The following is a 23,808-nucleotide window of genomic DNA, read 5'->3' as shown; positions in this document are numbered from 1 at the left end:
TACGGGCATGGCACTCCTCGAAGCGATTTTCATTTTCATCGTCGGATTCGTGAGCGGGACGGTCACTCGCATGTTCGCCGGAATCGCGGCGATTATCGCACTGCTGTTGGCGATTCTCGGGTTCGCCGCACCCCAGTCGTTTTTCACGCTCATCGAACCCGTTCTCAACATCTACTCGGGCAACGAGCTGCTGTTTCTCTCTGGGTTCTTGTTCGCCATCAGCCGGTCGCAGTCGAGTTCCGAGTGAGCGGGTTTCGGAACCTTTTACCTCACCGGCAGTCGATTCCAGTATGCGTGCGAGGGTAGCCAAGCCTGGCCAACGGCGGCGGATTCAAGCTCCGCTCTCGTAGGAGTTCACGGGTTCAAATCCTGTCCCTCGCACTCGATAGGCGCTGCAAACACGCAGCGCCGTGCGAGCAGAACGGACGGATATGAACAAAGGAGCAACTTTGTTGCGACTGGCGTTCAAATCCTGTCCCGTCACTGTGTGCCTGAAAAAGTGGCTCCCAGACTCGCACCCGCTCGGCATGGCCACCGAGTACGAACATGAGTGCGGCAAGATGAGAGCATCTTGCCCTCGCAACATTCTCCAATAATCCCACTCTGAGTGCCTACTCGACCGGTTCTGCCTTGGTCACTTTTCCCGCATTTTCCCATCCACCCTCGACTTTTCGGCCAGCGATGAGCGATTCGTTGTTCGGGCCGTCGGTGATGAGACGATAGGCCGTGTCGTCGTCCATCGCGGTGCCTTCGCCCTGAAACTCCTCTTGGAAGAACTCGGCGCTTCGCATGGCGAGCGAAACGGTCGTGCCGTCTTCGAAGGTGAGTTTGACTGGGTCGGGTGCGATGTTGTAGATGCGCTTTGCGATGGGGTTCATGCGAGCACAGAGAGGCGCGGGTGGATTAAGGGTTGACACTTCGGTCGGCCGCTGCAATCACCTGCTGCGTTGTGCAGCGCAATCGCACACGACCGGAACTGTAAAACCTTCGGCCTTCGGTGTGTTGCCCATGGATATGCTTTCGGAGCGAATCGACCCCGTGCGTGCGTGGTGGGCGGCCATCATCGCCCTCACCGTCGCGCTCGTGGGTGGGTCGCTCGCCTTCCCGCGGACGGTCTGGGACGGGTTCCTCTGGCACTACTTCTGGGGGCCGGTCGTCGCAGACGGAAACGGGGCGTTCTGTGCGGTTCGGTCTGGCGGTGAGACGACGCTGCTTGATAGCGCGTCTGCCTGTTCTGCCGCGAGTGGCTTCGTCGCCTACCCCGGCTATACTGCCGTCTCGGAGATTGGCTACGCCGTCATCCTCCTGCTCATGCTCGTTGGCCTCATCTTCCTGCTTCGAGGCCTCGGCATCGGCAGAGACCGCGAGCTGTTTTTCGCTCTGTTCCCGTTCATGTTCTTCGGCGGGGCACTGCGTGTCGTCGAAGACGCCGGTATCGCCGCCATGCGAAGCGGGTTCGACCCAGCGATTCCGTTCCCGTGGAGCGCGTTTATCATCAGCCCGTTCATCTACTTCACCGTCTTTTTCATCACGCTCGCGGCCATCGTCGTGAGCGTTGGCTTGGAGCGAAACGGGTCGGTAGAGACCTATCGGAATCCGCTGTTTGCCCTCGGTGGCGTACTTCTCCTCGGCACGGTAGGCTACCTGACGCTGCTCGCGTTCACCGAAAACTACGTGAGCTTCTTCCCGCAGATGACGATTCTTACCCTCGGCTTGGCGACGGTCATCGCCTACGGCACGTGGAAACTGGTCGATGTGTACGCCCCTGAAATCAACAGAGGCACAGGAACCATCGGCCTCGTCATCATCTGGGGCCACGCCGTAGACGGCGTCGCAAACGTCCTCGCCGCAGACTGGGCCGTCGAGATTGGCTTACCGTTTTACTACAGCGCAAAGCACCCGGTCAACCGCTTCATCATCAACTTCACCGACGGGATTCTCCCCGAGTCGATAGCCGCCGTCATCGGCACCTCGTGGCCGTTCCTCGTCGTGAAAATCATCGCCGCCGTCGCCGTTGTCTGGGTGTTTGACGAGAGTATCTTCGATGAGAGTCCGCGGTATGCCATCTTGCTCCTCATTGCGATTCTCGCCGTCGGCCTTGGGCCGGGGACGCGCGACATGCTGCGCGCGACGTTCGGCATCTAAAAGGCGCATTTTTACGGATACGGATGCGGTTCTCGGTCGAGTTCCGCCTCGAAACCGAGTTCTTTCGGAACCGTCTCTGCCCGCGTTCCGAAGTATGGTTCGTCCATGAACAGCGGTTGGGCTTGTGGAATCAACACGCGAGTCGCCTCGAAACCGAGTTCCTCCACGTCGCGCGTCGTGAGTCGGGCAGCGTACACATCCATCCCGGCTGACTCAGCACGCTCGACGACCGTCGGCAACTCGTTTGCCGGAGCCACGTCCACGGACACGGCCTGCGCAGAGACCGACGCGTCCACGTTCACGAATCCTTGAACAGCGTCCGGGAACGACGCGTAGTGACCAATCCACGCGCCCGCTTGCATCGCCGCGTCGGTGCCCATCGACCCGAGTTCCGTCCAGTTCTGGAGCGCTTCTGCGAGCGCGGACGTAGCGGCAGAAACAGCGTCACAGTCGGCCCCTGACCCCATCGCAAACCGCGGCCAATCACCTTCTCGATGCACCGCAACCGCGACGACCGGCACGTCCACGTCTTGGGTGACGAGCAGCGCCGTCACTTCGAGATCTTCAGAGCGGGCGCGGCGGACGAGCGTGTCGAACGTGTCGTCTTCGATGTCGAGTTTCAGCGGCTCGAACGAAGAGTACCAGGCGAGCATCGTCGCGTCGCGTTCGAGGACTTCGTAGAGCCCAGAAAGGAGGGCCTCTGGCAGCGAGTTTCCGAGGCCGAGGCCTGTCGTAATCGCTGGTTTGTGCTGTTGGGTCGGTGGCGGGAAGTGGACGAATTCAGCGGGGAGATACGCCGGGTCGCCACCGGCGAGGCGTTCGCCTTCGACCCACGGAATCTGTGCGTCGTCGGCGGCGTCCCACGGCAGGACGAACTCGCTCGGTTTGACCGCGTTTGGCATCCCCGACGGTTGGCCCTGTGTAAACTCGCTCGTTCGGTAGATGCCCGCGCAGTAGCGTTCGAGCGCCTCGCCTGCGGCTTTCATGAGTGCCTCGTTCCAGTCGATGGCGACGCCCGCGGCCTGTTGTGCGGCGGTCGCATCGCTGAACCCTGCGGTATCGCCGCCGCGGGCGATGTAGTAGGGCACGGGAAACGACGACGCCTCACCGACTTCGTGGATGATGCCAATCCGGTTGTCGATGGCCCGCTCTGCGCGGGCGAGCGAGTCGTCTAACTCGCGTTCGACGTACTCAGTCGAGAGGTGTTTTTTCGCTCCGCGCTCACAGCGACAGCCCGGTAGGGGAAGGAATTCGCGGGTCGCGTGCGGAAGTTCGAGAACGCCACCGAGCAGTGACGACCCGCCGCCAGCGGCGAGTTTGGCGAGTTCTCGGCCGGCGAGCGCGCCCGCGACACGCATCGTAGTCGGGTCGGGGTCAGCGCGTTCGGCGTCCGCTTCGAGGTTGGCTTCGACGCGACCGCTAAGACAGTCAAAACAGCCGGTCGTCGGCGCGAATCCCGAAATTCCGGCGTCGATTGATAGTACGTGCCCGCCGAGTCCGCCGCGTTCGATGGCAAGCCACGTTGTGTCGCCAGCGAGTGCGGCGTCGTTCGCTTCGCGGAACACGGCGTCGCCAACGTCTCCGACGACGACGCCAAACGCTACGTCATCGAGGTCGCTCGCCGCGATTGGTTCAGCAGCCATCGAAACGTCCGAGAGTGCGGCTTCGATTGCAGAAATAGCAGGCCCGTCACCGACGAGTCCGAGAGTCATTACTCACGGTTCGCAATAAAGCAGGTAAAAGACTGGGTCTCGTGGCTCAGTTTAAGATACTCTGGGCGACCGAAGCCAGCTGGTCTGGCTTCGCACCGCGCAGGCGCTCGTCGCCGAGCATGAGCCGGAGGCGTGGGCGACCCACGTCGATTGGCACCTTCTCGGTGGTGATGAGGCCCATGTCTTCGAGTTTGGTCTTCGTGCGCGAGAACGTCGCCTTCGAGGCGATGCCCACGTCTTCGCCCCACTTGCTGATGTCGTAGAGGAGCGCTTCGTTTTTCGCCGCGACGAGCAAGCTGATGGTCACTTCGTCGAGGCCATCGCCGTCTCCACGGGCGGTTTCGAGCGACGAGAGCACGCCCTCGAAGTCAGAACCAACGGTCGAACCGAGGTCTTCAGAGAGCGACGAGCGCACGCGGGAAATCGGCGGCGTACGGAGCGTGAAGGCGTCCGTCTCCGCCCAGAGGTCTGCGTACATCTCGTTTGCGCTCTTGATGAACGCATCGTCGTCAGTCGAGAGACCAGCGACGCGGTCACCAGCGGCGACGACGGCGACGACGCTGTCTTCGGTGATGAGAAGCGAGTTCTCCGGTCGGCTCTCGACGGTGTGGAGCGCGAGCGTTTCTGCTTCGATGAGGTCTGCTGCGGTTGAGGCGACGATGAAGTCTGCCATGACGTCTTTGAGGACGCTATCGTCCGCGAGTACCTGTACCGACGGTGCGTCGGAAAGCTCTGCAAGGACGCTTACGAGCTCCTCTACCGTTTCGTCCGATGGGTTTACCACAAGAACGTCCCCCGAAGCGTTCTCGAGGGTAGCCCGAAGGATACCTTCAATGTCCGGTTCCAGTAAATTTGAACTCATGACTGTACGTGTATAAAAGACCCCATTAGTATTTAATTTTACCGTTACTTTTGCATTGAAATCAGCAAATCAACATTAACGTCTTCTGAGAGAAGGTACAATAGTTGCCCACGAACGCCTTAGTTCAACGATATTCACCACGGTTCTGAACAATTATCGAAAATTCTCACTTACAATTTTTCTATAAGGTCTGTCGTCCACGTGAAATCGCCGTCGAAGATGACGGGCAGGTCGTGCGATTCGAGAAACGCCTGTAGCTCGGCTTTCGACAGTGAATACGTCGGTTTCGACCCGTAGAAGTTCGTCTCCGCTGCATCACGCGGATTCGGGTAGGTTGCGCCGTTCGCCCACGCGGCGTGTGCCTCGTAGGTTACATCGAACCGGTCGCCGCGCTTTTCTATCCAGACCACGGCAGGCGTTCGCTCCTCTGCCGCAGAAAGCACGTAGGTTCCGTCACCGACGACGGCGTAGTCTTTGCCCATCATGATTCTGCGTCGCGCCAACTGCATCGCCCGCTCGAAGTCGTAGCCGTTGATGAGCAGTCGTGCAAACGCCGTCCCGACGGTTGCTGCTTGGTCGTTCAACACCTTCGTGAGCGTCACCGCACCCGCGACGCTCCCCTTCTCTACGAGTGAAACGCCTTCGTGGTACGACCCACACGCGTTGAGGAAGAAGGTTCGTGCCTGTATCTCGTCTAACGTCGCAATCGAGAGGTTGCCGTCCGGGCAGCGAAGCCCGTCTACGTCGCAGTGGCCAATGTAGTGAACGAAGTCGGTGGGTGCTTCGAACACCGCCGCAAGCTCCGTACACTTGAGCGAGTTGTGGACGGTGAGGTCGATGGGCAAGTCTACGGCGCGTTCGCGGTATATCGCGGCCACTTCGTCGTGTTCTGCTTCCATCTCGTCATCGTTCAACACGACATCGACGGTGAGCGACTCGCCGTCGCGGTGGCCGTATTTGAGGCGATTTTCGTAGGCCGCGTGGCTGAGTTTGAACACGTCGATTGGCGTTCCAGAGGCGAGCCAGCCGTGGAGATAGCCCGACTGGAGTTGCGGCATCAACACGTCCACTGAAGCGGCCTGCGGCCCTGCGCGGTAGAAGTCGTCGAGCGACCGGCGAATCAGCTCTTTGCCGTCGAACGCAGACGCCGCTGGAAGATAGACGAGGCTCATGCTGTCGAGCAAGAACGGGAACGACCGGACGTGTGTCGGGTCTGCGTCGACGTACGTTGCGAGATACCACTCGGGGAGGTGGGGCGCAATCGCTTCGTGGGGAATCGACAGCGTGGCCGCGAGTCGTGTCGCCGGTGGCGCTTCCGAGAGCTCGTTCGATGAGAGTCCCCACTCTGTGAGCAGCGAACTGTGGTGTGGTGGCAGCTGCTCGGTGTCATCGCGCAGGAGACAGTCAACGAAGAAGCAGCGACGCACGAGGCTTGCCACCTCGTGTTGGAACGCCGGAAGCGAACTAAACGCATAGTCTACGTCCGCGTCTGGTGCGACGAGCACTGGCGTTGTCCGATTCTCGACTGTCACCTGCGCGCCAAGATAGTACGCAAGCGGCGCGACGACGTACAGATACTCGGTATCGGGCGGGAGTTTCACCTCGATTCCCGTCTGTGGCGTGTGCGATTGGATGGCGGCCGGCACGTCGATTTGCGACCCAATCTCGACCAGCGGCGGGTGGTGTCGCCACGCCGGATGCGAGCGTTCGGGACCGGTGGTCGCCATCCCCGCAGCGAGGTGAGAGAGTGCGGTCGCAATGCCTTCGGGCGTGGGCGTGACGGTGATGGTGTGTTCCGGAATCGTGTGTTCGTGGGAGACGCCCACGGTGACCGTCGTTTGTTGGTCGAAGTCGATGCAGAGGTCGGTGCCGAGCGGGCGAATCCTCGCTGGCCCGTCGAACGCAATCGTGGTTTCGAGCGCCGCTTCGGTCGTGCGCGCGAGTTGTTTCGTCCCGCAGCCGTCCGTGCGCATCGCCGTTCGAGAGGTTTCTATTCCGACCGTGAGGTAGTGGGTGCCAGCGCCGAGTGACTGACCAGCAGAGACGGAGCGTGGTGTGCCGTCCGCAGTGGTGAGCCGTCCGGTTGCTGCCGGGAGTTGGAGCCGGGATACCGTCCCGGCTGTCACGGCGTTTACGTGTCGTGGAAGGGCGTGGCTCACCGCCGTTGGTTGCCAGTCAGGAGCGACGAATGAAACTGACGTGGAACCGTTGCTGAGACGCACTCCGGACGCAGTCAGGTCCCAGCGCAACATTGACCGTTTAGTTCACCCTCTAGTAGTATAGGTGTGTTGGCCTTGCGTACACAGAGGTACACTTATTGAGCGAGGCGATTCAGCTTTTCATACAATGGATTACGACCAGGTTCGCGAAGTTGACCCAGAGGTCGCAAACGCACTCACAAATGAGGTAGAGCGCCAGCGTTCGACGCTCGAAATGATTGCCTCTGAGAACCACGTTTCAGAGGCCGTACTCGAAGCACAGGGTAGTGCGCTCACGAACAAGTACGCAGAGGGTTATCCCGGCGCGCGCTACTACGCTGGCTGTGAGTACGCAGACGTCGTCGAACAGCTCGCAATCGACCGCGCGAAAGAGCTCTGGGGCGCAGAACACGTCAACGTCCAGCCACACAGCGGGACGCAAGCGAACATGGGCGTCTACATCGCCATGCTCGAACCCGGCGACAAGATTCTCTCTCTTGAACTCTCTCACGGCGGCCACCTCTCCCACGGCCACCCGGCGAACTTCACGGGGAAACTCTACGAGGTAGAGCAGTACGAAGTCGATGCAGAAACCGGCTATCTCGATTACGACGGCATCATGGAGAAAGCAAAGGCGTTCGACCCGGACATCATCGTCTCCGGGTACTCCGCCTACCCACGCGTCGTCGAGTGGGAGAAGATTCAGGAAGCCGCAGACGAAGTTGACGCCTACCACCTCGCGGACATCGCCCACATCACGGGCCTCGTCGCCGCAGGCGAACACCCCTCGCCCGTTGGCATCGCTGACTTCGTCACGGGTTCGACGCACAAGACCATCCGCGCGGGGCGCGGTGGCATCATCATGACCGGCGAAGAACACAAGAAGGCCATCAACTCGGCCGTGTTCCCCGGCACGCAGGGCGGCCCCCTGATGCACAACATCGCGGGCAAGGCCGTTGGCTTCAAAGAGGCCCTCCAACCGGAGTTCAAAGAGTACGCCGCCCAGACCGTCAAAAACGCCAAAGTGCTCGGCGAGACGCTCAAAGACCACGGCCTCTCGCTCGTTTCCGGTGGGACGGACAACCACCTCCTGCTCATCGACCTGCGCCCGTCTCATCCGGACACGACCGGCGGCGACGCAGAGGAGGCGCTCGAAGAAGTCGGTATCATCCTCAACAAGAACACCGTGCCGGGCGAGACGCGCTCGCCGTTCAACCCGAGTGGCATCCGCGCCGGGACGCCACTGCTCACGACGCGCGGCTTTGACGAGGAAGCCACGCGCAAGGTGGGGGACATCATCGCCAAAGTCGTCGACAACTACGACGACGACGAGGTGAAAGCAGAAGCCGCAGGCGAAGTCGCAGACCTCTGTGCGCAGTTCCCGCTCTACGAATAATTCGACGTTCTCTATTTTCTGACTGTTCGCGCAGGCTTATCGACTCCACTCTCGTAGTTTACCTATGGCCGTGGGGAGCATTGGTGACCGACAGATTCGCATGGGAAACATCGTCGGCCTCAGCCTGATTACGGAACTGGTGTTCGTCGAAGTGATTTTCATGTTCCTGTTCCTGCTTGTCCGGAATCCGGACGGGCTGAGCGCCCTCGCAAACAGCGAGGGGGTCGGCGTCGGTGACGTGCTTGGGTTGTTCTCAGAACCCGTTCTCGCTGTGGGATTTGCGCTGTTTCTTGTCGCCGTCGTCATTGGCCAGCGCTTAGTCCGCGAGTTCGCCCGTGCCTACGACCTCGAATTCCTCCGCCGTCGCCCCGGCGACTACTGAGCCGTCACGGTAACGGCGGCTGGTTGCGTATGCACACGCATGAGTCCCTTTTCACGACGCCGCATCCTTGCACTCCTTTCCGGGGGCATCCTCTTGCTCGCAGGCTGTACGAGCGATGGCGGTGCGGACGCTGAACCTACCACCACGACGGCAAAGAAGGGTACACAAACTGGTGGCAGGTCGAAACTCTTGACGGCGAGCAGTTGGGGAGACGCGAACTCCTCCACGCGCACGGGACACAGGAGTTTACCCGATCTGGACCCATCGAGATTCCAGCAGGCGTGTCGCGCGTCGTCGCCCGGGGCCACGACCAGATTCACGGCTACGGCGGACAGGCCATGATTGTGACACTCGAAACAGGTGAGACGGAAGCCGTCCAGCAGGGTGCAGAGTTACAGCCGTTCGACGAATAACGAGTCTGTACGCTACGTACTCGCAATTTTCCTGCATGTTCAAATTCCTCCACGTGCTCTGTGAGCGAATTGACGCCACCGATGCGCTCGGTATTGGCCTCCTCAACCGAACTTCGACGGACGATGACACTCGATTGACCTCGTCGCTGCGGCGTACAAGATGCACGCCGAGTACAGGGAGCGAGACGACGTGACCGAGAGCCGAGTCACTGGGCTTTAACCCGAACTCAGAGCGTGGTCAGAGGCGTAAACTGTACACGTTCGTGCGTATTTCTTATCGGAACAGTGCGAATATAGGCACAAATCCGAGCATTAATGTGGGTCGCCACCCGCCGTTTCGGTAATGACGACTATCATCGACGGGAAAGCCGTCGCCGCGGAGATTCGAGCAGACCTCGCCGCGAGCATCGAGACGCTCGCAGACGCGGACGTGACTCCCGGCCTCGCAACCGTTCTGATGAGCGACGATGGCGCGAGCGAAACCTATGTGTCGATGAAACAGCGTGCCTGCGAAGAAGTCGGCATCAACGGTATCCACATCGAAATAGACCCGGAGGCCCCCGCAGAAGAGCTCTATGCGACCATCGACGACCTGAACGCAGACCCCGAGGTCCACGGCATTCTCGTCCAGTTGCCAGTTCCTGACCACGTCGACAAACGCGAGGTCATCCGTCGCATCGACCCCGCAAAGGACGTAGACGGCTTCCACCCTGAGAACATCGGCCGCCTCGTCGCTGGTGACCCACTGTTCAAGCCGTGTACGCCCCACGGCGTCCAGAAGCTGCTCGAAGCCACGGACGTTGACCCGGAGGGCAAAGACGTGGTCATCGTTGGCCGCTCTGACATCGTTGGCAAGCCACTTGCGAACCTGCTCATCCAGAAAACCGACGGTGGGAACGCGACGGTAACGGTGTGTCACTCTCGAACTGCTGACCTCGCCGCGAAGACGAAGCAGGCGGACATCGTCATCGCTGCAGTTGGCGTCCCGGAACTCATCGACGGCTCGATGCTCAAAGAAGGCGTCACCGTCATCGACGTTGGTGTGAACCGCGTCGATGCAGACACCGAAAAGGGCTACAAACTCGTCGGCGACGTGGAGTTCGAGAGCGCGAAGGAGAAGGCCGCCGCCATCACGCCCGTCCCCGGCGGCGTCGGGCCGATGACGATTGCGATGTTGCTCTACAACACGGTCAAGAGCGCGAGTCTCGACGCCGACGTCGCGGTTGACCTGCCGTAGAAGCCCACTTATTCTATCGAAGCAAGACGGCTTTGTGCCGTCGCGAGTGCCGATTCGTCGCCGTCGCGCAGATACGTCCCGAGTTCCTGGGCAATCGAAACGAGTCGCTCTGCCTCCGTAGGTTCGATGTCGCCTTCGAGTGCACGCACCCGTTTTACGTGTTCGGTGAGTGACGCGAGCACCTGTCTCGCCGGTTGGTCTGGGTGGTCGTCTAAGTAGGTGTCGAGGTCGCGGCGATAGGCCATCACGGCTTCGGCGTAGGCAAGGCCGCGAGCGTCTGCGAGCGACGCGGGGACGTCGCTTGGGTCGGGACGCTCGCCCGTGTCTGCACCGCGCAGCAGCGAGACGAAGTAGAATTCTTCTGGGTCAGTGAGACTCATCGCCCGGCCGACGATGTCCGCGACGTGGCGCAGTTCGACCGCGGCGAGGTAGGTCGGAGACAGTTCGATCAGGTCGCCGCCGCTGATGAAGCCGTAGCGGTGGACGTAGCGCCGACAGGCGTCTTTCGCGGTTCGGGCGGCCGCCCGGAGGTCGTCGCGAGAGGCGAGGTCGCGTGCCTCCGTGAGGTTGAGGGCGTCGGGCGTTGCGGTGTGTTGTTTCGCCTCGGAGACCCCCACACTTTCGAGACTGCCACACGACGGGCATTCGACGCCGCCGGTCTCGTAGTACGACCACTGGGTGCCACACTGCTTGCACTCGCGCTCGCCTCGAATTTTCATTAGCGGAATGTTGGGTGGCAGTGCTCAAAACTTCGGTGGAACGTTTACAGCCGACGGCGCAGCGTCACGAGAATAGCGAGCAGCGCTGCGCCAACGCCGAGGGTCGTCGCAAGCGGGTCGCCACCGGCGTCGAAACGCCAGCCGTAGACGAGAAAGCCAACGAGTCCGACGGCGAACGCGAGCAGCCCGACGATGCGTAACGCGGAGTTTCCAGGGCCCATAGTCGCTGTTTCTTGACTCGCGGCCTAAACAGTTCTGGCGCGGTCAGTTGGTGACGACGAGTTTCCCGACCGCATCGCGCTCTTGCATTGACGCGAACGCCGCCCCCGTCTCTTCGAGGGGGTAGGTTTCGTCAATCTCTGGTTCGAGGTCGCCGGAGGCGACCAGCGAGAGGAGCGATTCGAGGTCGCCTTGGGTTCCCATCGTGCTCCCGATGACGCGCTTGTGGCCGAGAAACAGGTCGGGGATGTTGATTTCCGAGGTGTTGCCTGCCGTCCGGCCGCAGATGACCATGCGACCCCCGCGCCGGAGCAGTCCGAGGCCGAGTTTGGTGTACGCACCGCCGAGGTGGTTGATGACGGCGTCTGGCGTGCCAATCGCTTCGACTGCCGCAGCGAGTTCGTCAGGGTCGGTGCCCTGAATCGCGTGGTCGAGACCGAGGGCGTTGAGCTGGGCTAGCTTCGAGTCGGACGAGGAGGTGCCGACGGTTCGCGCGCCGAAAATCGAGGCAAGTTGGACGGTTGCGACGCCGACGCCGCCGGTCGCGCCGGGGACGAACACGAGGTCGCCGGGGCCGACTTCCGCACGCTTGAGCATGCGGAAGGCGGTCATGTACGCCGTTGGAATCGCCGCGGCTGTGGTGGTTTCCACGTTGTCAGGGAGTGGTACGAGTCGGTCTGCGGTCACGAGCGCCTGCTCTGCGAGGCCGCCGTGGTAGAGCGAGTATGACTCACAGAGGTTTTCCGGACCTTCTCTGCAGAACCGACAGGTGCCACACGTTTCGTTCGGGCAGAGGACGACACGGTCGCCGGGTGCGATATTCTCGACGCCAACCCCGATTTCGCGGACGACGCCTGCCACGTCGAGGCCACTCACGAACGGGAGGTCGTCGGTGGCGACCATCGCTGAATCGCCTTCTAAAATCCACAGGTCGTGGCGGTTGATGGCGCACGCTTCGACGTCAATGACGGCTTCGCCCGGGCCGGGTTCTGGGTTCGGTTGCTCGACGATGCCCACGCCCTCCGGGCCGGTGAGTTCGGTGAATGCTGCGACGCGCATGCACAGAGCATGTGGAGGCGAGCCTAAAGCAATACGGGAAGGGTCAATCGGCGGGGGCGAAAAAAACGAGGCGGTTAGAAGCTGAACACCTGGTCTGCGTCGTCCATCACTTCGAGGAACGTCGCAGCGCCGGCGAACTGGGTGGTGACCGCTTCGTCGATTGCGTCCCGGTCCCACTGGAGCATGTCGAGGGTGGTCGTACACGCGACGGTGGTTGCGAGGTCACCGCCTTGGTCTACGAACATCGGGAGCATGTCGTAGGGGTTCGGCATGCCCTGGTCGAGGAGGGGCTGAATCTCGGAGACGTCCTTGTCGCCTTCCAGCAGGTGGGTCAGGCCATCGAACGTGAAGTAAATCATGACCTCCGTTTCGGTCGTCAGGGCCGTGTGGCCGAGGTTCATTGCCATTGCGAGGTTCTTCGGGCTGTCGTCGGAAACGATGATGCCAATTTTATCCATTGTTATTCGGTTTTGCGGATGTAGTGTTTGTAGACGGTCTGTTCTTCCGAGTCGTCTTTGTGCTGGGTGACCAGCTCGACGCCGGGTGCGCCGTTGGCCCAGCCTTTGATGTCGCTCATCGAGCCGGGGTCGGTTGCGAGCACTTCGAGAATCGCCGTCTCCGCTAAGTCATCGCTCGCCTGTTTCGTCTGCATCACGGGCATCGGGCAGTTCATCCCCCGAGCGTCGAGGGTTTCTGTCACGTCTAATTCCTGAGTCATGGTGTATCACCGTGCATTTGTCTTGCTGTGTTTGTGCAATATTGTGGCGATTGTGAAAAGCATGTCGGTGTCGGCCATGTAGCCAAGAACGCATTATTCGGTCAATAGTAGCCGATTAAACCAGTTATCCAACCCACACACCCAACAAACGGTTTTGCACAAAATGAGAACAACCGTCCAAACACTTTTGAGGATGCACCTGATAGGGACGGCTACACAGATGGCAAACAACGCGTTCCCAACGACGGACGAAGACATCGATGCCGTCCGTCCGGAAACCCTGAAAGAGCGTATCGACGACGGAGAATCCGTATTCATCCTCGACGTGCGTGCGACCGAGGAGTTCGACCAGTGGCACATCGACGGCGAGACCGTCGAAACCGAGAACGTGCCCTACTTCGAGTTCCTGATGGACGAAGACGACGACAGTCTGTACGAAGGCCTCCCAGACGACCAAGAAATCGTCGTGCTCTGTGCCAAAGGCGGGTCGAGCGAGTACATCGCTTCCCTGCTCAAAGCGCGTGGCTTCACCGTCTCCCACCTCGAATCTGGCATGAACGGATGGGCCTCGATTTACGACTACACGGAACTCGACACCGAGACGGATGCGACGATTGCGCAGTACCAGCGGCCGTCAAGCGGCTGTCTCGCCTACCTCGTCGTCTCGGGCGACGAAGCTGCGGTCATCGACCCACTTCGCGCGTTCGCAGACGAGTACGTCGCAGACGCCCGCGCGATGGGCGCTGAGCTGAAGTACGCTGTCGACACCCACATCCACGCAGACCACATCTCGGGCGTTCGCACGCTTGCACGCGAGACCGGCGCAACCGCTGTGATTCCAGCGGCCGCCGCAGACCGCGGCGTCGAGTACGACGACGCCTACGAAACCGTCGAAGATGGCGACGAACTCATGGTTGGCGACGTGACCATCGACGCCATCCACACACCCGGTCACACCTCGGGGATGACGTCCTACGAGGTCGGTGACGTGCTGTTCACCGGTGACACGCTGTTCACCGAAAGCGTCGCCCGCCCCGACTTAGAAGACGGTGCGGAGGGCGCAGAAGACGCAGCAAAACTGCTCTACGACTCGCTCGCAGACCGCATCCTCACTCGTGACCCGGACTCGCTCGTGGCTCCGGCCCACTTCAGCGACGCGGCGACGCAGGCAGCAGACGGGACGTACACCGCCCGCCTCGGTGCCCTCGAAACGTCGATGGACGCGCTCTCGATGGCGCGCGACGAGTTCGTTTCGTTCATCCTCTCTGACATGCCACCGCGTCCGGCCAACTACGAGGACATCATCGCCGCAAACCTCGGTGTCGAGGACGTAGACGACGCCGAGGCGTTCGCGCTCGAACTCGGGCCAAATAACTGTGCGGCCAGCCAAGACGCACTCACGAGCAACTAACCCATGTACCCGCTTCAGCTTGCGTTAGACCTGAGCGCGCTGTTCCCGAGAGGCATCCTTCCGTACGCCCTCGGCGGCGTGCTCATCGGTGTCGGCGTCGCAACCATCTACCTCGCCACCGGCATCCACGCTGGAGCGAGTACGTTCTTAGAATCGTCGCTGTCGTACGTCTCAGACTTAGCACCGTTGAACCGCTTTTCCTACCGCGAGTCGCGCGACTGGCGCGTCGTGTTCACCCTCGGCATCGTCCTCGGCGCGGGCGTGTACGCCCTCGCCTTTCAGGACGGTATCTGGGTGACGGACGTTCAGTGGTGGCGGCTCCTCGTCGGCGGCGTGCTCATCGGCATCGGCACCCGCCTCGGGAAGGGCTGTACCTCTGGCCACGGCGTCTGTGGGATTGGCTCGCGCTCCCGTACCTCGCTCACGAACGTCGCCGTCTTCCTGCTGGTCGCCGCCGGAATTGCACACCTCGTGCAAGCAGTGGGGGTGTCGCCGTGAGCGACGAACGCCACCCGCTGTTCATGCCCGTCATCTTCGGTGGCGGGCTCATCTTCGGCTTCGGCCTCGCGCTCAGCCAGATGGCGAAACCGGAAGTCGTCCTTGATTTCCTCCAGTTCGAGGACTTCGGCCTGCTGTTCGTGATGGGCGGGGCCGCAGTCGTCTCCGGACTGGCGGTTATCGTGGGCACGCGCTTCCTGCAAAACGCACCGCTCACGGGCCGCGAGTACACGCCGCGAGTCAAGGACTTAGACCGCGACGTGCTTGTCGGCGGGGCCGTCTTCGGCGTCGGCTGGGGCCTCTCCGGCATCTGCCCGGGCGCGGGCTACGCCAGCCTCGGCATTGGAAACTATCCCGTGCTCCTCGCCATCGGCGGAATGTTCGTTGGCGCGTACGCACAGAGCTACTGGAAGGCGGTTCGACGCGCCGATTCAGCACCCACATAGGCAAAAAAATTTGAGAAACAGTATTGTACATAAATCCCAAAATCGAAACAACTACCACGATGAACTCACCGCACACCCTAACCCGCATGATTCGACCCACCACACACCGCACTCGCTTCGGGGGGTGGAGCTGATGTTCGGCATCGAAACCCTCCCGGCAACCGCGCAGGCAGCCGCAACCGTTGGCTTCGTCCTGAGCGAGGCGTTGGTGCTCTACGTCGGCTACGGCACCCTCACGAGCCTCGCCGGGCCGACGCTCAACGAAACCGTACAGGGTGACTGAGTGTGTCAATTCTCGGTTTGAGCCTCGGCCTCGCCGCGTTGTTCGTCGGCTTTGGTCTGCTCATTGGCATCCTGTTTGGCTTCTTTGGGATGGGCGGGTCGTTCCTCGTCACGCCTGCCTTGCTGGTGATGGGCTATCCGGCGAAAGTCGCGGTCGGCAGCGGCCTCGCGTTCGTGTTCGGTACCTCGATTATCGCCGCGCTCAGACACCGCGACCTCGGACAAGTTGACTACAAACTCGGCGCGATGTTCGTCGTTGGCATGACCGCGGGCATCGAGGTGGGCAAGCGTCTCGTGCTCGTCCTTGAAGCCGCGGGGCTCGCAGACACGGTTGTGAGCGTCGCCTACGTCGTCTTGCTCGCCACGGTCGGGCTGTTCGTCCTCAGAGACGCCCGCACCGCAGACGACGGCGACGGCGAAGACAACTCGGCCATTCTCCGGGCACTGCGCCGCGTCCGACTCCCACCAGTCATCACACTCAAAGGCGACATCGAGGTGTCCATCTGGGTCGGCCTGACCATCGCCTTCGCCATCGGTATCCTCTCGGGATTCCTCGGCGTCGGTGGCGGGTTCCTCCTCATGCCCGCGATGATGTACGGTCTCGGCGTCCCGGCGGCAGTCGCGGTCGGCACCGACGTGTTCCAAATCACCATCTCCGGGGCGTTCGGTGCGTTCCGCTACGCACAGGAAGGCGCGGTCTCCCTCCCCGTCGTGACCACGCTCCTCGCCGGGAGCGCGCTCGGTGCGCGTGTCGGCGCGGCCGCAACTGACGTGGTGGACGAAGACGCCATCAAGGGCTACTTCGCCGCCATGTTGCTCGCAGGCGCACTCGCCGTTGCGAGCAAGAAACTTGGTACAGTGTACGCCATCGACCTGCTCTCGACGGTGAGCATGGCGCTCATCTTCGGCGCGGCAATTCTCGTGAGCGGGGCGATTCTGTACCGCGCTGCGGTGAACATCAGACAGGAAAGTCGGGCAGAGAGCCTCGCCGACTAACGACACTTCTAGCTGCCTGACCGCCACCGTTTATCCCGGCTGGCAGCGTACGACGGCGTACAATGTCGAGTGAGACACTCACCTCCGACGTGCCAGAGGATACTCGAAGTCGCCGCGAGGCGACTGGTCGAGAAATTCTCCGGCGATGAAACTGTTTCTGTGACGAGCACACCCGAGGGTACCGTCCTGCACGTAAACGACGAAACGACCGTTCTTTCGAGAGCGACCGCCACCCGCCTGCGCGACGCGCTCAGAGACGCACTTACCGAAACCCGCGAGTACGTCTACACGTCCGGAACGTACCGCGAAGACGGTTCCTACGTCGTCGCCCGACGCGGTGCGACGTCTGCGGGTCACAGCAAGGTGTTCGAGGACTTTCGAGAACTGCAACGACTCTACGACCGCCTCCCCGAGGCGTTCACCGCCGACGACCTGAGTCGGTCGGGGCTGACCGGTGGCCGCCGCCACATGCTACTGCGTCACTTCGTGGAGCATCCGGCGTTCGACTGCCGACTCGAATGCAGACAGCCGCTCACGGCGCGAAAAGTCGGCTAGCGCCGAACGCTTTTGCGCCTGCCAGTTGTGACTTCGGTATGCCACAACCACGACCTGCCACCTTCTCAATCGTTGCGCGCGACCCCGACACTGACGCCGTCGGGGTCGCCGTCCACTCGAAGTTCATCAGCGTCGGCTCCGTCGTCCCGTTCGTGAGCGCCGATGCCGGGGCAATTGCAACCCAGAGCTTTGCAAACGTCGCCTACGGGCCGGAGGGATTGGCACTGCTCCGCGACGGTGAGTCCGCGGAAGCCGTCATCGAGCAACTCACCGCCGCAGACGACGAAGCGGCATCTCGACAGGTTGGCGTCATCGGCCAAGACGGCTCCGTCGCGGCCTTTACGGGCGACGAGTGTTTCGACTATGCGGGCGACATTCAGGGTGAGAACTACTCCGTCCAGGGCAACATCCTCGTGAGCGAGGAGACGCTGACGGCGATGGCAGCCGCCTTCGAGGAGACGACAGGTGGGCTGCCCGAAAAACTGCTGGCGGCGCTCCACGCTGGAAATGACGCGGGCGGCGACAAGCGCGGCGAGCAGAGCGCGGCGATGTACATCGCAAAGCCCGAGGGCGGCTACGACGGCGGGAACGACCGCTGGGTGGACGTGCGCGTCGACGACCACGAAACCCCAATTGACGAACTGGAGCGCGTGTTTCGGCTCTACGACATCACGCTGCTCTCGCGCGCCGCCCCCGAGGAGACCCGCGAGCTAGCTGGCAAGACGGCACAGGAGGTTTCAGAGACGCTCGCGGCGATGGGACTCTACGACGGTACGCCGGACGAGGCGTTCGGCGCAGACGAACGCGAGGCCCTCGAACAGTTTCGTGGCCTCAACAACTTCGAGAACCACAACCTCGCGGTCATCGAAGACGCTCTCGCCCGCGGGTGGGACGCGGCGAGTGGGTCGGGCGAGAAACGACTCGTGAACGCGCTCTGGCACGGCCTTTCACGGCTCGACCGAGTGTAGGGAACAGGTACTTTTGCCCCGCGTGTGTAGCGAATCGTATGCGCTCTGAAGAGGAAATTCGCGCCCAGTACGAATTTCTCGCCGAAGAACTCGACGACGAGGACATGAATCACAAGGGAGTCAAACAGATGTTCACCTACTATAAGCGCGCGCTCGGCTGGGTGTTAGAAGAGGAGTATATATAGGCTGTTCCCACCGCATTCGGTACTTTTATGTATCATACTGGAATTTATCCAGTTGACGCTTCGATTGGAGGGCCGAAGCGTCAGCGGGGACCAATTCAGGGCGGCAAGCATGCCTGGGGGCCGCTCCCTCAGGCGTTGCTTACCTTTTGATGATCTCTACGAGATTGAGAGCGACGTGTCTTCGTCGCTTGCACCTTCGTCCCATTCGAGTTCTAACTCCAAACTGAGTTCGCCCTTTTTCCCGCCTCGTGAGGTTTCGCGCTCTGCTTTCACCTCGAAGGTGACCCGCGCGGGCGGGTTCATACTGACCGATTCGCCCCCGGACACGAGGGTGACCTCGTCTCCTGCATCGAGCTTGTCTGCAATCGTGCGCAGGTAGGTCGCAACCTCGGCGCGTGTCTGTGACTGCTCTGACTTGAATAACACTTCTTCTGGCATCCCTCTCTCCTACGAGAGCCAGTCAGATAAGTAGCGAGGCTCCGCCCACTAACTGTTTCCCACCACGCCCAGTAACATTCAGTTCAGACTGTCAGTATCAAATTCACACCTTTTGTCCCACGCATCAAGAATTAAATAGTTTCTATATTTGTGGCAAAGTACAAGAAAGATAACCGCCCATCCACGTTTTTATCGCCCGATATGTTTATCCTATTCGGGTTAATATGTCTGATTGAAAGCAAAGATGTACGACTTGACAGGATTCCAGCGAGACCTCCTCTACGTCATCGCTGGGAGCGAAGACCCTCACGGGCTCGCTATCAAAGAAGAACTCGAAGAGTACTACGAAAAAGAGATTCACCACGGGCGGCTCTACCCAAATCTCGACACCCTTGTCGACAAGGGCCTCGTCGAAAAGGGACAGCGCGACCGACGGACGAACTTCTACACGCTCACGCGACGCGGCCGCCGCGAAATCGAAGCGCGCAACGATTGGGAAGCGCGCTACATCGAATAAACCGTATTCTGGTCTCTGCGTTTCTCCCAATCAGGTTTACTCAGCCGACGGCTCGCCACCGTCGGTCGTCGCATCCACAGAGGCCGCCTGCTCCGGTGGCTCTGTGAGATACGTCGGGTCGACTGCATACGGCTGAATCTGTGTGCCCACGATGAGCTCTGGGAGAATTATCCGTGCAAAGTGGACGAGGAGCACGAGCAAGATTGGGCCGAGGAAGATGCCGTACCACCCGAACAACAGTGGCCCGAAGATGTAGGCGAACATCACGGCACCGACGTGGAGATTTCGCCCCGAGACGTAGGGCCGGAGCACGAAGTCAGGGAGCGTATCGACGATGATGAACGAAACGGCGGCAAACACGATGACGAACCAGAACTGTGGCTCCTCGGAGAGCACGGTCACGATTCCGAGATACGCGGTCACGGGGAAGTAGACGAGTTTCATGCCAACGACGGGAATGAGACTCGCCACGCCCGCGAGCAAGCCAATGAGTGCGGCGTAGGGAACGGAGAGACCGGGTGGGCTCATGAAGTCGAGCACCGAATACGAGAGCACGGCGATAATCGCGGTCAACACCGCGTTCAGGATGTTCCCGAAGAAGATGTTGTGAAAGTCCTCATCGACGTTTTTCAGGTACGCTTCGAGCACGCCGCGTTCGTCACCGAAGCGGCTCTGGAACCACCGAGTAATCTTGTGGCCGTCGCGTAGGAGGTAGAACGCGAGGGCAATCATGACGAACAGGTGTAAGAGGAGATTGCCGATGAACCCCGTGTAGTTGAGTCCCTGATCCAGAATCTCTCGGAGCGTTTCGATGCCGGTGTCGGTTTCGAGATACGAGACGGGGTCATCGACGATGGTCGAGACGTCGAGATACGGCTGGACGGCAGACGAAATCGGGCCGAGTTCGACCGTGTTCTGTACGGTGCTCAACTCTTGGAGCGCGATTGCGATGGAGTACGCAAGCAACACCAGCACCGGAAGGGCAAGGGTGAACAACGCAACAAAGGCGGCGAGCGAGCGGGGGTAGATGCGCGTTTTGATCCGGTCGTAGATGGGCCGCGTCGCGTAGTAGATGAACACGCCAAAGACGAACGTGCCGATAAACGAGTAAAAGACAAACAGCAGGGCAATCCCGAGAACCGCTCCGATAGCCCACCAGCCAAAGCGCGAGCGGTCCATGTCCGTACCAACCATGTCCTTCGGTTTGTGTGCGTGGTGGATAAACGTTCGTGGGGCCAGAGCGGAGATTTTTAGCACCCGGCAGAGAATGCTACCGAAGTGACTGATTTCGTTGCCCAACTTGCACTCGCACCACTCGATAGCACGGTGGTTCGCATCGCGCTCGCCGGAGCGCTCGGTCTCTTTCTTGGTCTCGAACGTGAGTGGTCGCAGAAGTCGGCGGGGATTCGCACGTTTTCGCTTACGAGCCTGCTCGCCGCGGTGTTCACGATTCTCGACACCGACCTACTGCTCGTGGTGGGTGGCCTGCTCATCATCGTCCAAGGCGTCCTCCTTGCGTTCCAGGGGCTGAAAGACGAAGAGAAGGGGCTTTCGCTTACGACTTCCACGTCGATGCTCGTCGCGTACGGCGTCGGCTCGCTCGTCGCAAGCGGCCTCATCATCGAGGGCGTGGCGGTGGCTATGCTTTCGTCGCTGTTGCTCGTGTTGAAACGCGAGTTGCACAGTTTCGCATGGGGGCTGTCGCGTGAAGAGGTGCGTTCGACCACGGAGTTCGCCATCCTCGCGTTCGTCATCTTTCCGCTGCTCCCGAGTGAACCGATTGGTTTCGACCTGAACGGGATTCGCATCGCCGCAGAGCCACAAGTCGTCTGGCTCATGGTCGTCACAGTCGCCGGAATTGGCATCGCGAACTACGCCATCGTCAAGAGCTACGGCGGCCGCGGAATTGCGGTCACGGGCTTTTTCGGTGGGCTTGCGTCTTCGACCGCCGTCGTCGGGACGATGATGGACCACGTCCGCCAGCGCCCCGACGCCACCTCGTATGCGGTTGCTGCCATCCTCCTCGCGGATGCAGCGATGGCGCTTCGCAACCTGCTCATCGCAATCGGGTTTACGCTATCTACAGACCGCGTTCTGGTGGGTGCGGCCGCCCCGCTCGGTGCGGTCATCCTCTGTAGCCTGCTCGTCGCGGCGTACACCGCAGACTGGTCGCAGAAAGTCGAGATGAAACTCGACAACCCCTTCTCGCTCAGAAACGCCCTCGGCTTCGGCGCGATGTTCCTCGTCATCATCGTCGCAGGCGGCCTCGCGGAAGCCCAGTTCGGCACGATTGGCTTTTATGTCACCGCAGTCCTCTCGGGGCTCGTGTCGAGTGCGGGGGTCACCACTTCGACGGTCGTGCTCTACCGAACCGGGGGACTGTCCTACGACACGGCAATCGTCGGTATTCTCATCGCAACGGCCTCAAGCATCCTCGTGAAAGCAGCGCTCGTTGCCTTTGGGCCCAGCCGCAAATTCGCGTTGCGCGTTGGTATCTGGAGCGCGGTGTTGCTCGTCGCGGCGACCGTGATGACCCTGCTCGTCACCTTCTAAATTTCGCCGGTATCGCAACCAAGTTTATCACGCTTTGTAGCACAGTTTGTGCATGGACCGAGAGACTGCTCGACCACAGGTCCGTGAGTTGCCCGGAAAACGCGCCCAGAAATGGGTGTCATACCACCAGCAAACCGCGGCGCCGAGCACCTATGTCTACGATTTTGTATGGGATATCACTGCGGACGCGGAAGGGCCGTTTTGTACCGACGTTGACGGCAACGTGCTCATGGATTTCACGAGCCACGTCGGGGCTGCCCCCCTCGGGTACAACAACCCGAAACTCATGGAGAAACTCGAACGGTTCGACCTCGTCGACCCGATGAAGATTGCGGGCCAAGATTTCTACGTTGCCGGCGCAGGCACCCCTGACGACCCACAAATCCCCGGCCCAGCCGTCCTGATGGACCGGCTCACCGACATCACCGCCCACTACGACATGGACACCGTGTTCCTCTCGAACAGCGGTGCCGAAGCCGTCGAAAACGCCATCAAAATCTGCTATGACAACAGCGGCGGCGCGAAGTACGGCCTCACGTTCCAAGGCGCGTTCCACGGCCGCACCCTCGGCGCGCTCTCGCTCAACCGCTCGAAAGAGGTGTATCGCCGCCACTACCCCGAGATTGCAGGGATTCACGACGCGCCGTTCTGTTCGGACCGAACCTGTACGCCCGACTCGTGTGACTGTGGCTTTTTCGTAGAAAACACCTCAACCCTGCGAAAGCGCCTGCACCCGAAGAAGGGGCACATCAACCCCGAAGAAGTCGCCTACCTCATCATGGAACCCGTCCAGGGTGAGGGTGGGTACAACATCCCGAGCGACGCGTTCATGCAGGAGATTGCGGACGTCTGTGCGGAGTACAACATCACGCTCATCGCAGACGAGATTCAGTCGGGAATCGGTCGCACCGGGAAACTGTGGGCCTCTGACCACTACCCAATCACGCCAGACGTCATCACCTGCGCGAAGGGGCTTCGCGTCGGCGCGACCGTTTCGCGTTCGGACGTGTTCCCGGCAGAGAAAGGTCGCATTTCATCGACGTGGGGGGCAGGTGACATCCTCGGGGCGATGCAAGGCACGCTTACTCTCGACGCCATCGAGCAGTACGACCTGCTTTCAAACGCCACAGCGCGCGGTGAACAGTTGAAAGAACAGTTCGCTGACGCGGAAAACGAGAAGGTTGTCGACGTGCGCGGACTCGGGTTGATGCTCGCCGTCGAGCTCGATTCGCGCGAGCGCCGCGATGCGGTAATTAACGAAGCGTTGAAGCGTGGCTTGCTCATCCTCGGCTGTGGGTACAAGACGGTTCGGCTCCTGCCGCCACTCGACGTGACCGAGCGCGAGATGGCGCTCGGCGCAGACCTCCTGCTCGAAGCTATCAACGCAGCTTAACGTCGCGGTAGGAACGGCGTATTCACGACCCCGGTAAAATCTTATTTTCTGTGATATGTTGGTTTTGAAGAAATCTGCGTTTCCGACGTACACCCGTTGAGTGTGCTGAAACTAGCGTATGTTAGGGCTAGACATACTGTGTCGAATTACAGAACGGAGTTTCTATTACCTCGCAGGCGTATGGGTAAGGCATGGTTCACACGTGCCGAAACTGCAAACGGGCGTTCACCAGCAAACTGGACTTACAGCTCCACCAGGACAACTGCTCTGACGCGCAGTTGTTCTGCTCGCAGTGTGGTGAGCGATTTGCAGAACGACGGGCGACACGAGATGGGTGGTACTATCGATGTCCGACAGAGGACTGTGAGGGACAGGAGATTGGCGAGGATCTCCACTACGTCTCTGACATGATGGTCGTACGATAACTAGCGGCGCAGTTCGCGGTCTGGCACGTGTTTTTCGGGTGTTTTTCCTGTAGCAAAACTACATTGTCTTTGCGTTCGTAC

Annotated in this window: 29 protein-coding genes and 1 tRNA gene; 19 read left to right on the top strand and 11 right to left on the bottom strand. The window is 60.7% G+C overall.

Annotated features, from left to right (window positions below; translation table 11 throughout):
- Window positions 1-7 precede the first annotated feature (7 nt).
- A complete protein-coding gene (locus V5N12_RS11350) occupies window positions 8-247 on the top strand; it encodes a hypothetical protein (RefSeq protein WP_332899281.1) in 240 nt (79 codons plus the stop codon).
- Between the two features lie 49 nt (window positions 248-296).
- Window positions 297-381, top strand: a tRNA-Leu gene (locus tag V5N12_RS11345).
- A 230-nt stretch (window positions 382-611) separates the two neighbouring features.
- Here V5N12_RS11345 and V5N12_RS11340 read toward each other — a convergent pair.
- On the bottom strand, window positions 612-878 hold the full coding sequence (locus V5N12_RS11340; protein WP_332899280.1) for a hypothetical protein: 267 nt from the start codon (window positions 876-878) through the stop codon (window positions 612-614).
- A 130-nt stretch (window positions 879-1,008) separates the two neighbouring features.
- Here V5N12_RS11340 and V5N12_RS11335 point away from each other — a divergent pair, with 130 nt between their 5' ends.
- Window positions 1,009-2,145, top strand: a complete 1,137-nt coding sequence (locus tag V5N12_RS11335) for a DUF63 family protein (protein WP_332899279.1) — start codon at window positions 1,009-1,011, stop codon at window positions 2,143-2,145.
- A gap of 11 nt (window positions 2,146-2,156) precedes the next feature.
- On the opposite strand, the gene V5N12_RS11330 is transcribed toward V5N12_RS11335, so the two are convergent.
- From V5N12_RS11330 to V5N12_RS11320, 3 genes are all read right to left on the bottom strand, one after another.
- Window positions 2,157-3,857 carry a YcaO-like family protein gene (locus V5N12_RS11330; protein WP_332899278.1) on the bottom strand — a complete coding sequence of 567 codons (1,701 nt, stop codon included), beginning with the start codon at window positions 3,855-3,857 and terminating at the stop codon, window positions 2,157-2,159.
- Window positions 3,858-3,903: 46 nt separating this feature from the next.
- Window positions 3,904-4,719 carry a transcriptional regulator TbsP gene (tbsP, locus tag V5N12_RS11325; protein ID WP_332899277.1) on the bottom strand — a complete coding sequence of 272 codons (816 nt, stop codon included), beginning with the start codon at window positions 4,717-4,719 and terminating at the stop codon, window positions 3,904-3,906.
- Between the two features lie 170 nt (window positions 4,720-4,889).
- A complete protein-coding gene (locus tag V5N12_RS11320) occupies window positions 4,890-6,971 on the bottom strand; it encodes a hypothetical protein (RefSeq protein WP_332899276.1) in 2,082 nt (693 codons plus the stop codon).
- A 94-nt stretch (window positions 6,972-7,065) separates the two neighbouring features.
- On the opposite strand from V5N12_RS11320, the gene glyA reads away from it, so the two are divergent.
- The 4 genes from glyA (at window position 7,066) to folD (ending at window position 10,345) form a co-directional block, all read left to right on the top strand.
- Entirely contained in the window at window positions 7,066-8,313 is a 1,248-nt protein-coding gene (glyA, locus tag V5N12_RS11315; protein ID WP_332899275.1) for a serine hydroxymethyltransferase, read from the top strand.
- A 64-nt stretch (window positions 8,314-8,377) separates the two neighbouring features.
- Window positions 8,378-8,695, top strand: coding sequence for a hypothetical protein (locus V5N12_RS11310; protein WP_332899274.1), 318 nt, complete (start codon window positions 8,378-8,380; stop codon window positions 8,693-8,695).
- Between the two features lie 203 nt (window positions 8,696-8,898).
- Window positions 8,899-9,108 (top strand): hypothetical protein, encoded by a 210-nt coding sequence (locus V5N12_RS11305; protein WP_332899273.1) that lies wholly within the window; start codon window positions 8,899-8,901, stop codon window positions 9,106-9,108.
- A gap of 343 nt (window positions 9,109-9,451) precedes the next feature.
- On the top strand, window positions 9,452-10,345 hold the full coding sequence (folD, locus tag V5N12_RS11300) for a bifunctional methylenetetrahydrofolate dehydrogenase/methenyltetrahydrofolate cyclohydrolase FolD (protein ID WP_332899272.1): 894 nt from the start codon (window positions 9,452-9,454) through the stop codon (window positions 10,343-10,345).
- Window positions 10,346-10,353: 8 nt separating this feature from the next.
- On the opposite strand, the gene V5N12_RS11295 is transcribed toward folD, so the two are convergent.
- The 5 genes from V5N12_RS11295 to V5N12_RS11275 form a co-directional block, all read right to left on the bottom strand.
- Entirely contained in the window at window positions 10,354-11,064 is a 711-nt protein-coding gene (locus V5N12_RS11295) for a DUF7117 family protein (protein ID WP_332899271.1), read from the bottom strand.
- A gap of 44 nt (window positions 11,065-11,108) precedes the next feature.
- On the bottom strand, window positions 11,109-11,285 hold the full coding sequence (locus tag V5N12_RS11290) for a hypothetical protein (RefSeq protein WP_332899270.1): 177 nt from the start codon (window positions 11,283-11,285) through the stop codon (window positions 11,109-11,111).
- Window positions 11,286-11,328: 43 nt separating this feature from the next.
- On the bottom strand, window positions 11,329-12,342 hold the full coding sequence (locus V5N12_RS11285; protein WP_332899269.1) for an alcohol dehydrogenase catalytic domain-containing protein: 1,014 nt from the start codon (window positions 12,340-12,342) through the stop codon (window positions 11,329-11,331).
- Window positions 12,343-12,416: 74 nt separating this feature from the next.
- The gene (locus V5N12_RS11280; protein WP_332899268.1) at window positions 12,417-12,800 is read right to left on the bottom strand and encodes a DsrE family protein; all 384 of its coding nucleotides are present in this window, start codon (window positions 12,798-12,800) and stop codon (window positions 12,417-12,419) included.
- 2 nt (window positions 12,801-12,802) lie between these two features.
- Window positions 12,803-13,060 (bottom strand): sulfurtransferase TusA family protein, encoded by a 258-nt coding sequence (locus V5N12_RS11275; protein WP_332899267.1) that lies wholly within the window; start codon window positions 13,058-13,060, stop codon window positions 12,803-12,805.
- A gap of 220 nt (window positions 13,061-13,280) precedes the next feature.
- Between V5N12_RS11275 and V5N12_RS11270 the strand changes: the two genes are divergently transcribed.
- The 8 genes from V5N12_RS11270 (at window position 13,281) to V5N12_RS11235 (ending at window position 18,401) form a co-directional block, all read left to right on the top strand.
- Window positions 13,281-14,471, top strand: coding sequence for an MBL fold metallo-hydrolase (locus tag V5N12_RS11270; RefSeq protein ID WP_332899266.1), 1,191 nt, complete (start codon window positions 13,281-13,283; stop codon window positions 14,469-14,471).
- Between the two features lie 3 nt (window positions 14,472-14,474).
- A complete protein-coding gene (locus V5N12_RS11265; RefSeq protein ID WP_332899265.1) occupies window positions 14,475-14,969 on the top strand; it encodes a YeeE/YedE family protein in 495 nt (164 codons plus the stop codon).
- 23 nt (window positions 14,970-14,992) lie between these two features.
- Window positions 14,993-15,415: a YeeE/YedE family protein gene (locus tag V5N12_RS11260; RefSeq protein ID WP_332900094.1), complete on the top strand. Its 423-nt coding sequence runs from the start codon at window positions 14,993-14,995 to the stop codon at window positions 15,413-15,415.
- 133 nt (window positions 15,416-15,548) lie between these two features.
- Complete coding sequence (locus tag V5N12_RS11255) at window positions 15,549-15,698, top strand: DUF7512 family protein (protein ID WP_332899264.1); 150 nt, start codon at window positions 15,549-15,551, stop codon at window positions 15,696-15,698.
- A gap of 2 nt (window positions 15,699-15,700) precedes the next feature.
- Window positions 15,701-16,693 carry a sulfite exporter TauE/SafE family protein gene (locus V5N12_RS11250; RefSeq protein ID WP_332899263.1) on the top strand — a complete coding sequence of 331 codons (993 nt, stop codon included), beginning with the start codon at window positions 15,701-15,703 and terminating at the stop codon, window positions 16,691-16,693.
- 159 nt (window positions 16,694-16,852) lie between these two features.
- Entirely contained in the window at window positions 16,853-17,248 is a 396-nt protein-coding gene (locus tag V5N12_RS11245) for a DUF7528 family protein (protein ID WP_332899262.1), read from the top strand.
- A gap of 38 nt (window positions 17,249-17,286) precedes the next feature.
- The gene (locus tag V5N12_RS11240; RefSeq protein WP_332899261.1) at window positions 17,287-18,216 is read left to right on the top strand and encodes a DUF1028 domain-containing protein; all 930 of its coding nucleotides are present in this window, start codon (window positions 17,287-17,289) and stop codon (window positions 18,214-18,216) included.
- 38 nt (window positions 18,217-18,254) lie between these two features.
- Window positions 18,255-18,401 carry a hypothetical protein gene (locus tag V5N12_RS11235; protein WP_332899260.1) on the top strand — a complete coding sequence of 49 codons (147 nt, stop codon included), beginning with the start codon at window positions 18,255-18,257 and terminating at the stop codon, window positions 18,399-18,401.
- Between the two features lie 156 nt (window positions 18,402-18,557).
- On the opposite strand, the gene V5N12_RS11230 is transcribed toward V5N12_RS11235, so the two are convergent.
- A complete protein-coding gene (locus V5N12_RS11230; protein ID WP_332899259.1) occupies window positions 18,558-18,839 on the bottom strand; it encodes an amphi-Trp domain-containing protein in 282 nt (93 codons plus the stop codon).
- A gap of 244 nt (window positions 18,840-19,083) precedes the next feature.
- Here V5N12_RS11230 and V5N12_RS11225 point away from each other — a divergent pair, with 244 nt between their 5' ends.
- Entirely contained in the window at window positions 19,084-19,356 is a 273-nt protein-coding gene (locus V5N12_RS11225) for a helix-turn-helix transcriptional regulator (RefSeq protein WP_332899258.1), read from the top strand.
- Between the two features lie 36 nt (window positions 19,357-19,392).
- Here the strand turns inward: V5N12_RS11225 and V5N12_RS11220 are convergent, their stop codons facing one another.
- Complete coding sequence (locus V5N12_RS11220; RefSeq protein ID WP_332899257.1) at window positions 19,393-20,550, bottom strand: AI-2E family transporter; 1,158 nt, start codon at window positions 20,548-20,550, stop codon at window positions 19,393-19,395.
- Window positions 20,551-20,634: 84 nt separating this feature from the next.
- On the opposite strand from V5N12_RS11220, the gene V5N12_RS11215 reads away from it, so the two are divergent.
- The 3 genes from V5N12_RS11215 (at window position 20,635) to V5N12_RS11205 (ending at window position 23,727) form a co-directional block, all read left to right on the top strand.
- Window positions 20,635-21,909: an MgtC/SapB family protein gene (locus V5N12_RS11215; RefSeq protein WP_332899256.1), complete on the top strand. Its 1,275-nt coding sequence runs from the start codon at window positions 20,635-20,637 to the stop codon at window positions 21,907-21,909.
- A 52-nt stretch (window positions 21,910-21,961) separates the two neighbouring features.
- Complete coding sequence (locus tag V5N12_RS11210; RefSeq protein ID WP_332899255.1) at window positions 21,962-23,302, top strand: aminotransferase class III-fold pyridoxal phosphate-dependent enzyme; 1,341 nt, start codon at window positions 21,962-21,964, stop codon at window positions 23,300-23,302.
- Window positions 23,303-23,493: 191 nt separating this feature from the next.
- Window positions 23,494-23,727: a transcriptional regulator gene (locus tag V5N12_RS11205; RefSeq protein ID WP_332899254.1), complete on the top strand. Its 234-nt coding sequence runs from the start codon at window positions 23,494-23,496 to the stop codon at window positions 23,725-23,727.
- Window positions 23,728-23,808: the final 81 nt, after the last annotated feature.

Source organism: Haladaptatus sp. CMSO5, assembly GCF_036689885.1.
Taxonomy (GTDB): domain Archaea; phylum Halobacteriota; class Halobacteria; order Halobacteriales; family Halococcaceae; genus QDMS2.
This window is presented reverse-complemented; position numbering and strand designations above follow the sequence as displayed.

Coding starts and splice junctions, on each gene's coding strand:
- V5N12_RS11295 (WP_332899271.1), bottom strand. CDS start 11,064: ATGAAAATTCGAGGCGAGCGCGAGTGCAAGCAGTGTGGCACCCAGTGG.
- V5N12_RS11290 (WP_332899270.1), bottom strand. CDS start 11,285: ATGGGCCCTGGAAACTCCGCGTTACGCATCGTCGGGCTGCTCGCGTTC.
- folD (WP_332899272.1), top strand. CDS start 9,452: ATGACGACTATCATCGACGGGAAAGCCGTCGCCGCGGAGATTCGAGCA.
- V5N12_RS11335 (WP_332899279.1), top strand. CDS start 1,009: ATGGATATGCTTTCGGAGCGAATCGACCCCGTGCGTGCGTGGTGGGCG.
- V5N12_RS11260 (WP_332900094.1), top strand. CDS start 14,993: ATGCCCGTCATCTTCGGTGGCGGGCTCATCTTCGGCTTCGGCCTCGCG.
- V5N12_RS11280 (WP_332899268.1), bottom strand. CDS start 12,800: ATGGATAAAATTGGCATCATCGTTTCCGACGACAGCCCGAAGAACCTC.
- V5N12_RS11320 (WP_332899276.1), bottom strand. CDS start 6,971: ATGTTGCGCTGGGACCTGACTGCGTCCGGAGTGCGTCTCAGCAACGGT.
- V5N12_RS11240 (WP_332899261.1), top strand. CDS start 17,287: ATGCCACAACCACGACCTGCCACCTTCTCAATCGTTGCGCGCGACCCC.
- V5N12_RS11220 (WP_332899257.1), bottom strand. CDS start 20,550: ATGGTTGGTACGGACATGGACCGCTCGCGCTTTGGCTGGTGGGCTATC.
- V5N12_RS11340 (WP_332899280.1), bottom strand. CDS start 878: ATGAACCCCATCGCAAAGCGCATCTACAACATCGCACCCGACCCAGTC.
- V5N12_RS11330 (WP_332899278.1), bottom strand. CDS start 3,857: ATGACTCTCGGACTCGTCGGTGACGGGCCTGCTATTTCTGCAATCGAA.
- V5N12_RS11255 (WP_332899264.1), top strand. CDS start 15,549: ATGTTCGGCATCGAAACCCTCCCGGCAACCGCGCAGGCAGCCGCAACC.
- V5N12_RS11235 (WP_332899260.1), top strand. CDS start 18,255: ATGCGCTCTGAAGAGGAAATTCGCGCCCAGTACGAATTTCTCGCCGAA.
- V5N12_RS11230 (WP_332899259.1), bottom strand. CDS start 18,839: ATGCCAGAAGAAGTGTTATTCAAGTCAGAGCAGTCACAGACACGCGCC.
- V5N12_RS11350 (WP_332899281.1), top strand. CDS start 8: ATGGCACTCCTCGAAGCGATTTTCATTTTCATCGTCGGATTCGTGAGC.
- V5N12_RS11210 (WP_332899255.1), top strand. CDS start 21,962: ATGGACCGAGAGACTGCTCGACCACAGGTCCGTGAGTTGCCCGGAAAA.
- V5N12_RS11205 (WP_332899254.1), top strand. CDS start 23,494: ATGGTTCACACGTGCCGAAACTGCAAACGGGCGTTCACCAGCAAACTG.
- V5N12_RS11225 (WP_332899258.1), top strand. CDS start 19,084: ATGTACGACTTGACAGGATTCCAGCGAGACCTCCTCTACGTCATCGCT.
- V5N12_RS11285 (WP_332899269.1), bottom strand. CDS start 12,342: ATGCGCGTCGCAGCATTCACCGAACTCACCGGCCCGGAGGGCGTGGGC.
- V5N12_RS11270 (WP_332899266.1), top strand. CDS start 13,281: ATGGCAAACAACGCGTTCCCAACGACGGACGAAGACATCGATGCCGTC.
- tbsP (WP_332899277.1), bottom strand. CDS start 4,719: ATGAGTTCAAATTTACTGGAACCGGACATTGAAGGTATCCTTCGGGCT.
- glyA (WP_332899275.1), top strand. CDS start 7,066: ATGGATTACGACCAGGTTCGCGAAGTTGACCCAGAGGTCGCAAACGCA.
- V5N12_RS11310 (WP_332899274.1), top strand. CDS start 8,378: ATGGCCGTGGGGAGCATTGGTGACCGACAGATTCGCATGGGAAACATC.
- V5N12_RS11275 (WP_332899267.1), bottom strand. CDS start 13,060: ATGACTCAGGAATTAGACGTGACAGAAACCCTCGACGCTCGGGGGATG.
- V5N12_RS11265 (WP_332899265.1), top strand. CDS start 14,475: ATGTACCCGCTTCAGCTTGCGTTAGACCTGAGCGCGCTGTTCCCGAGA.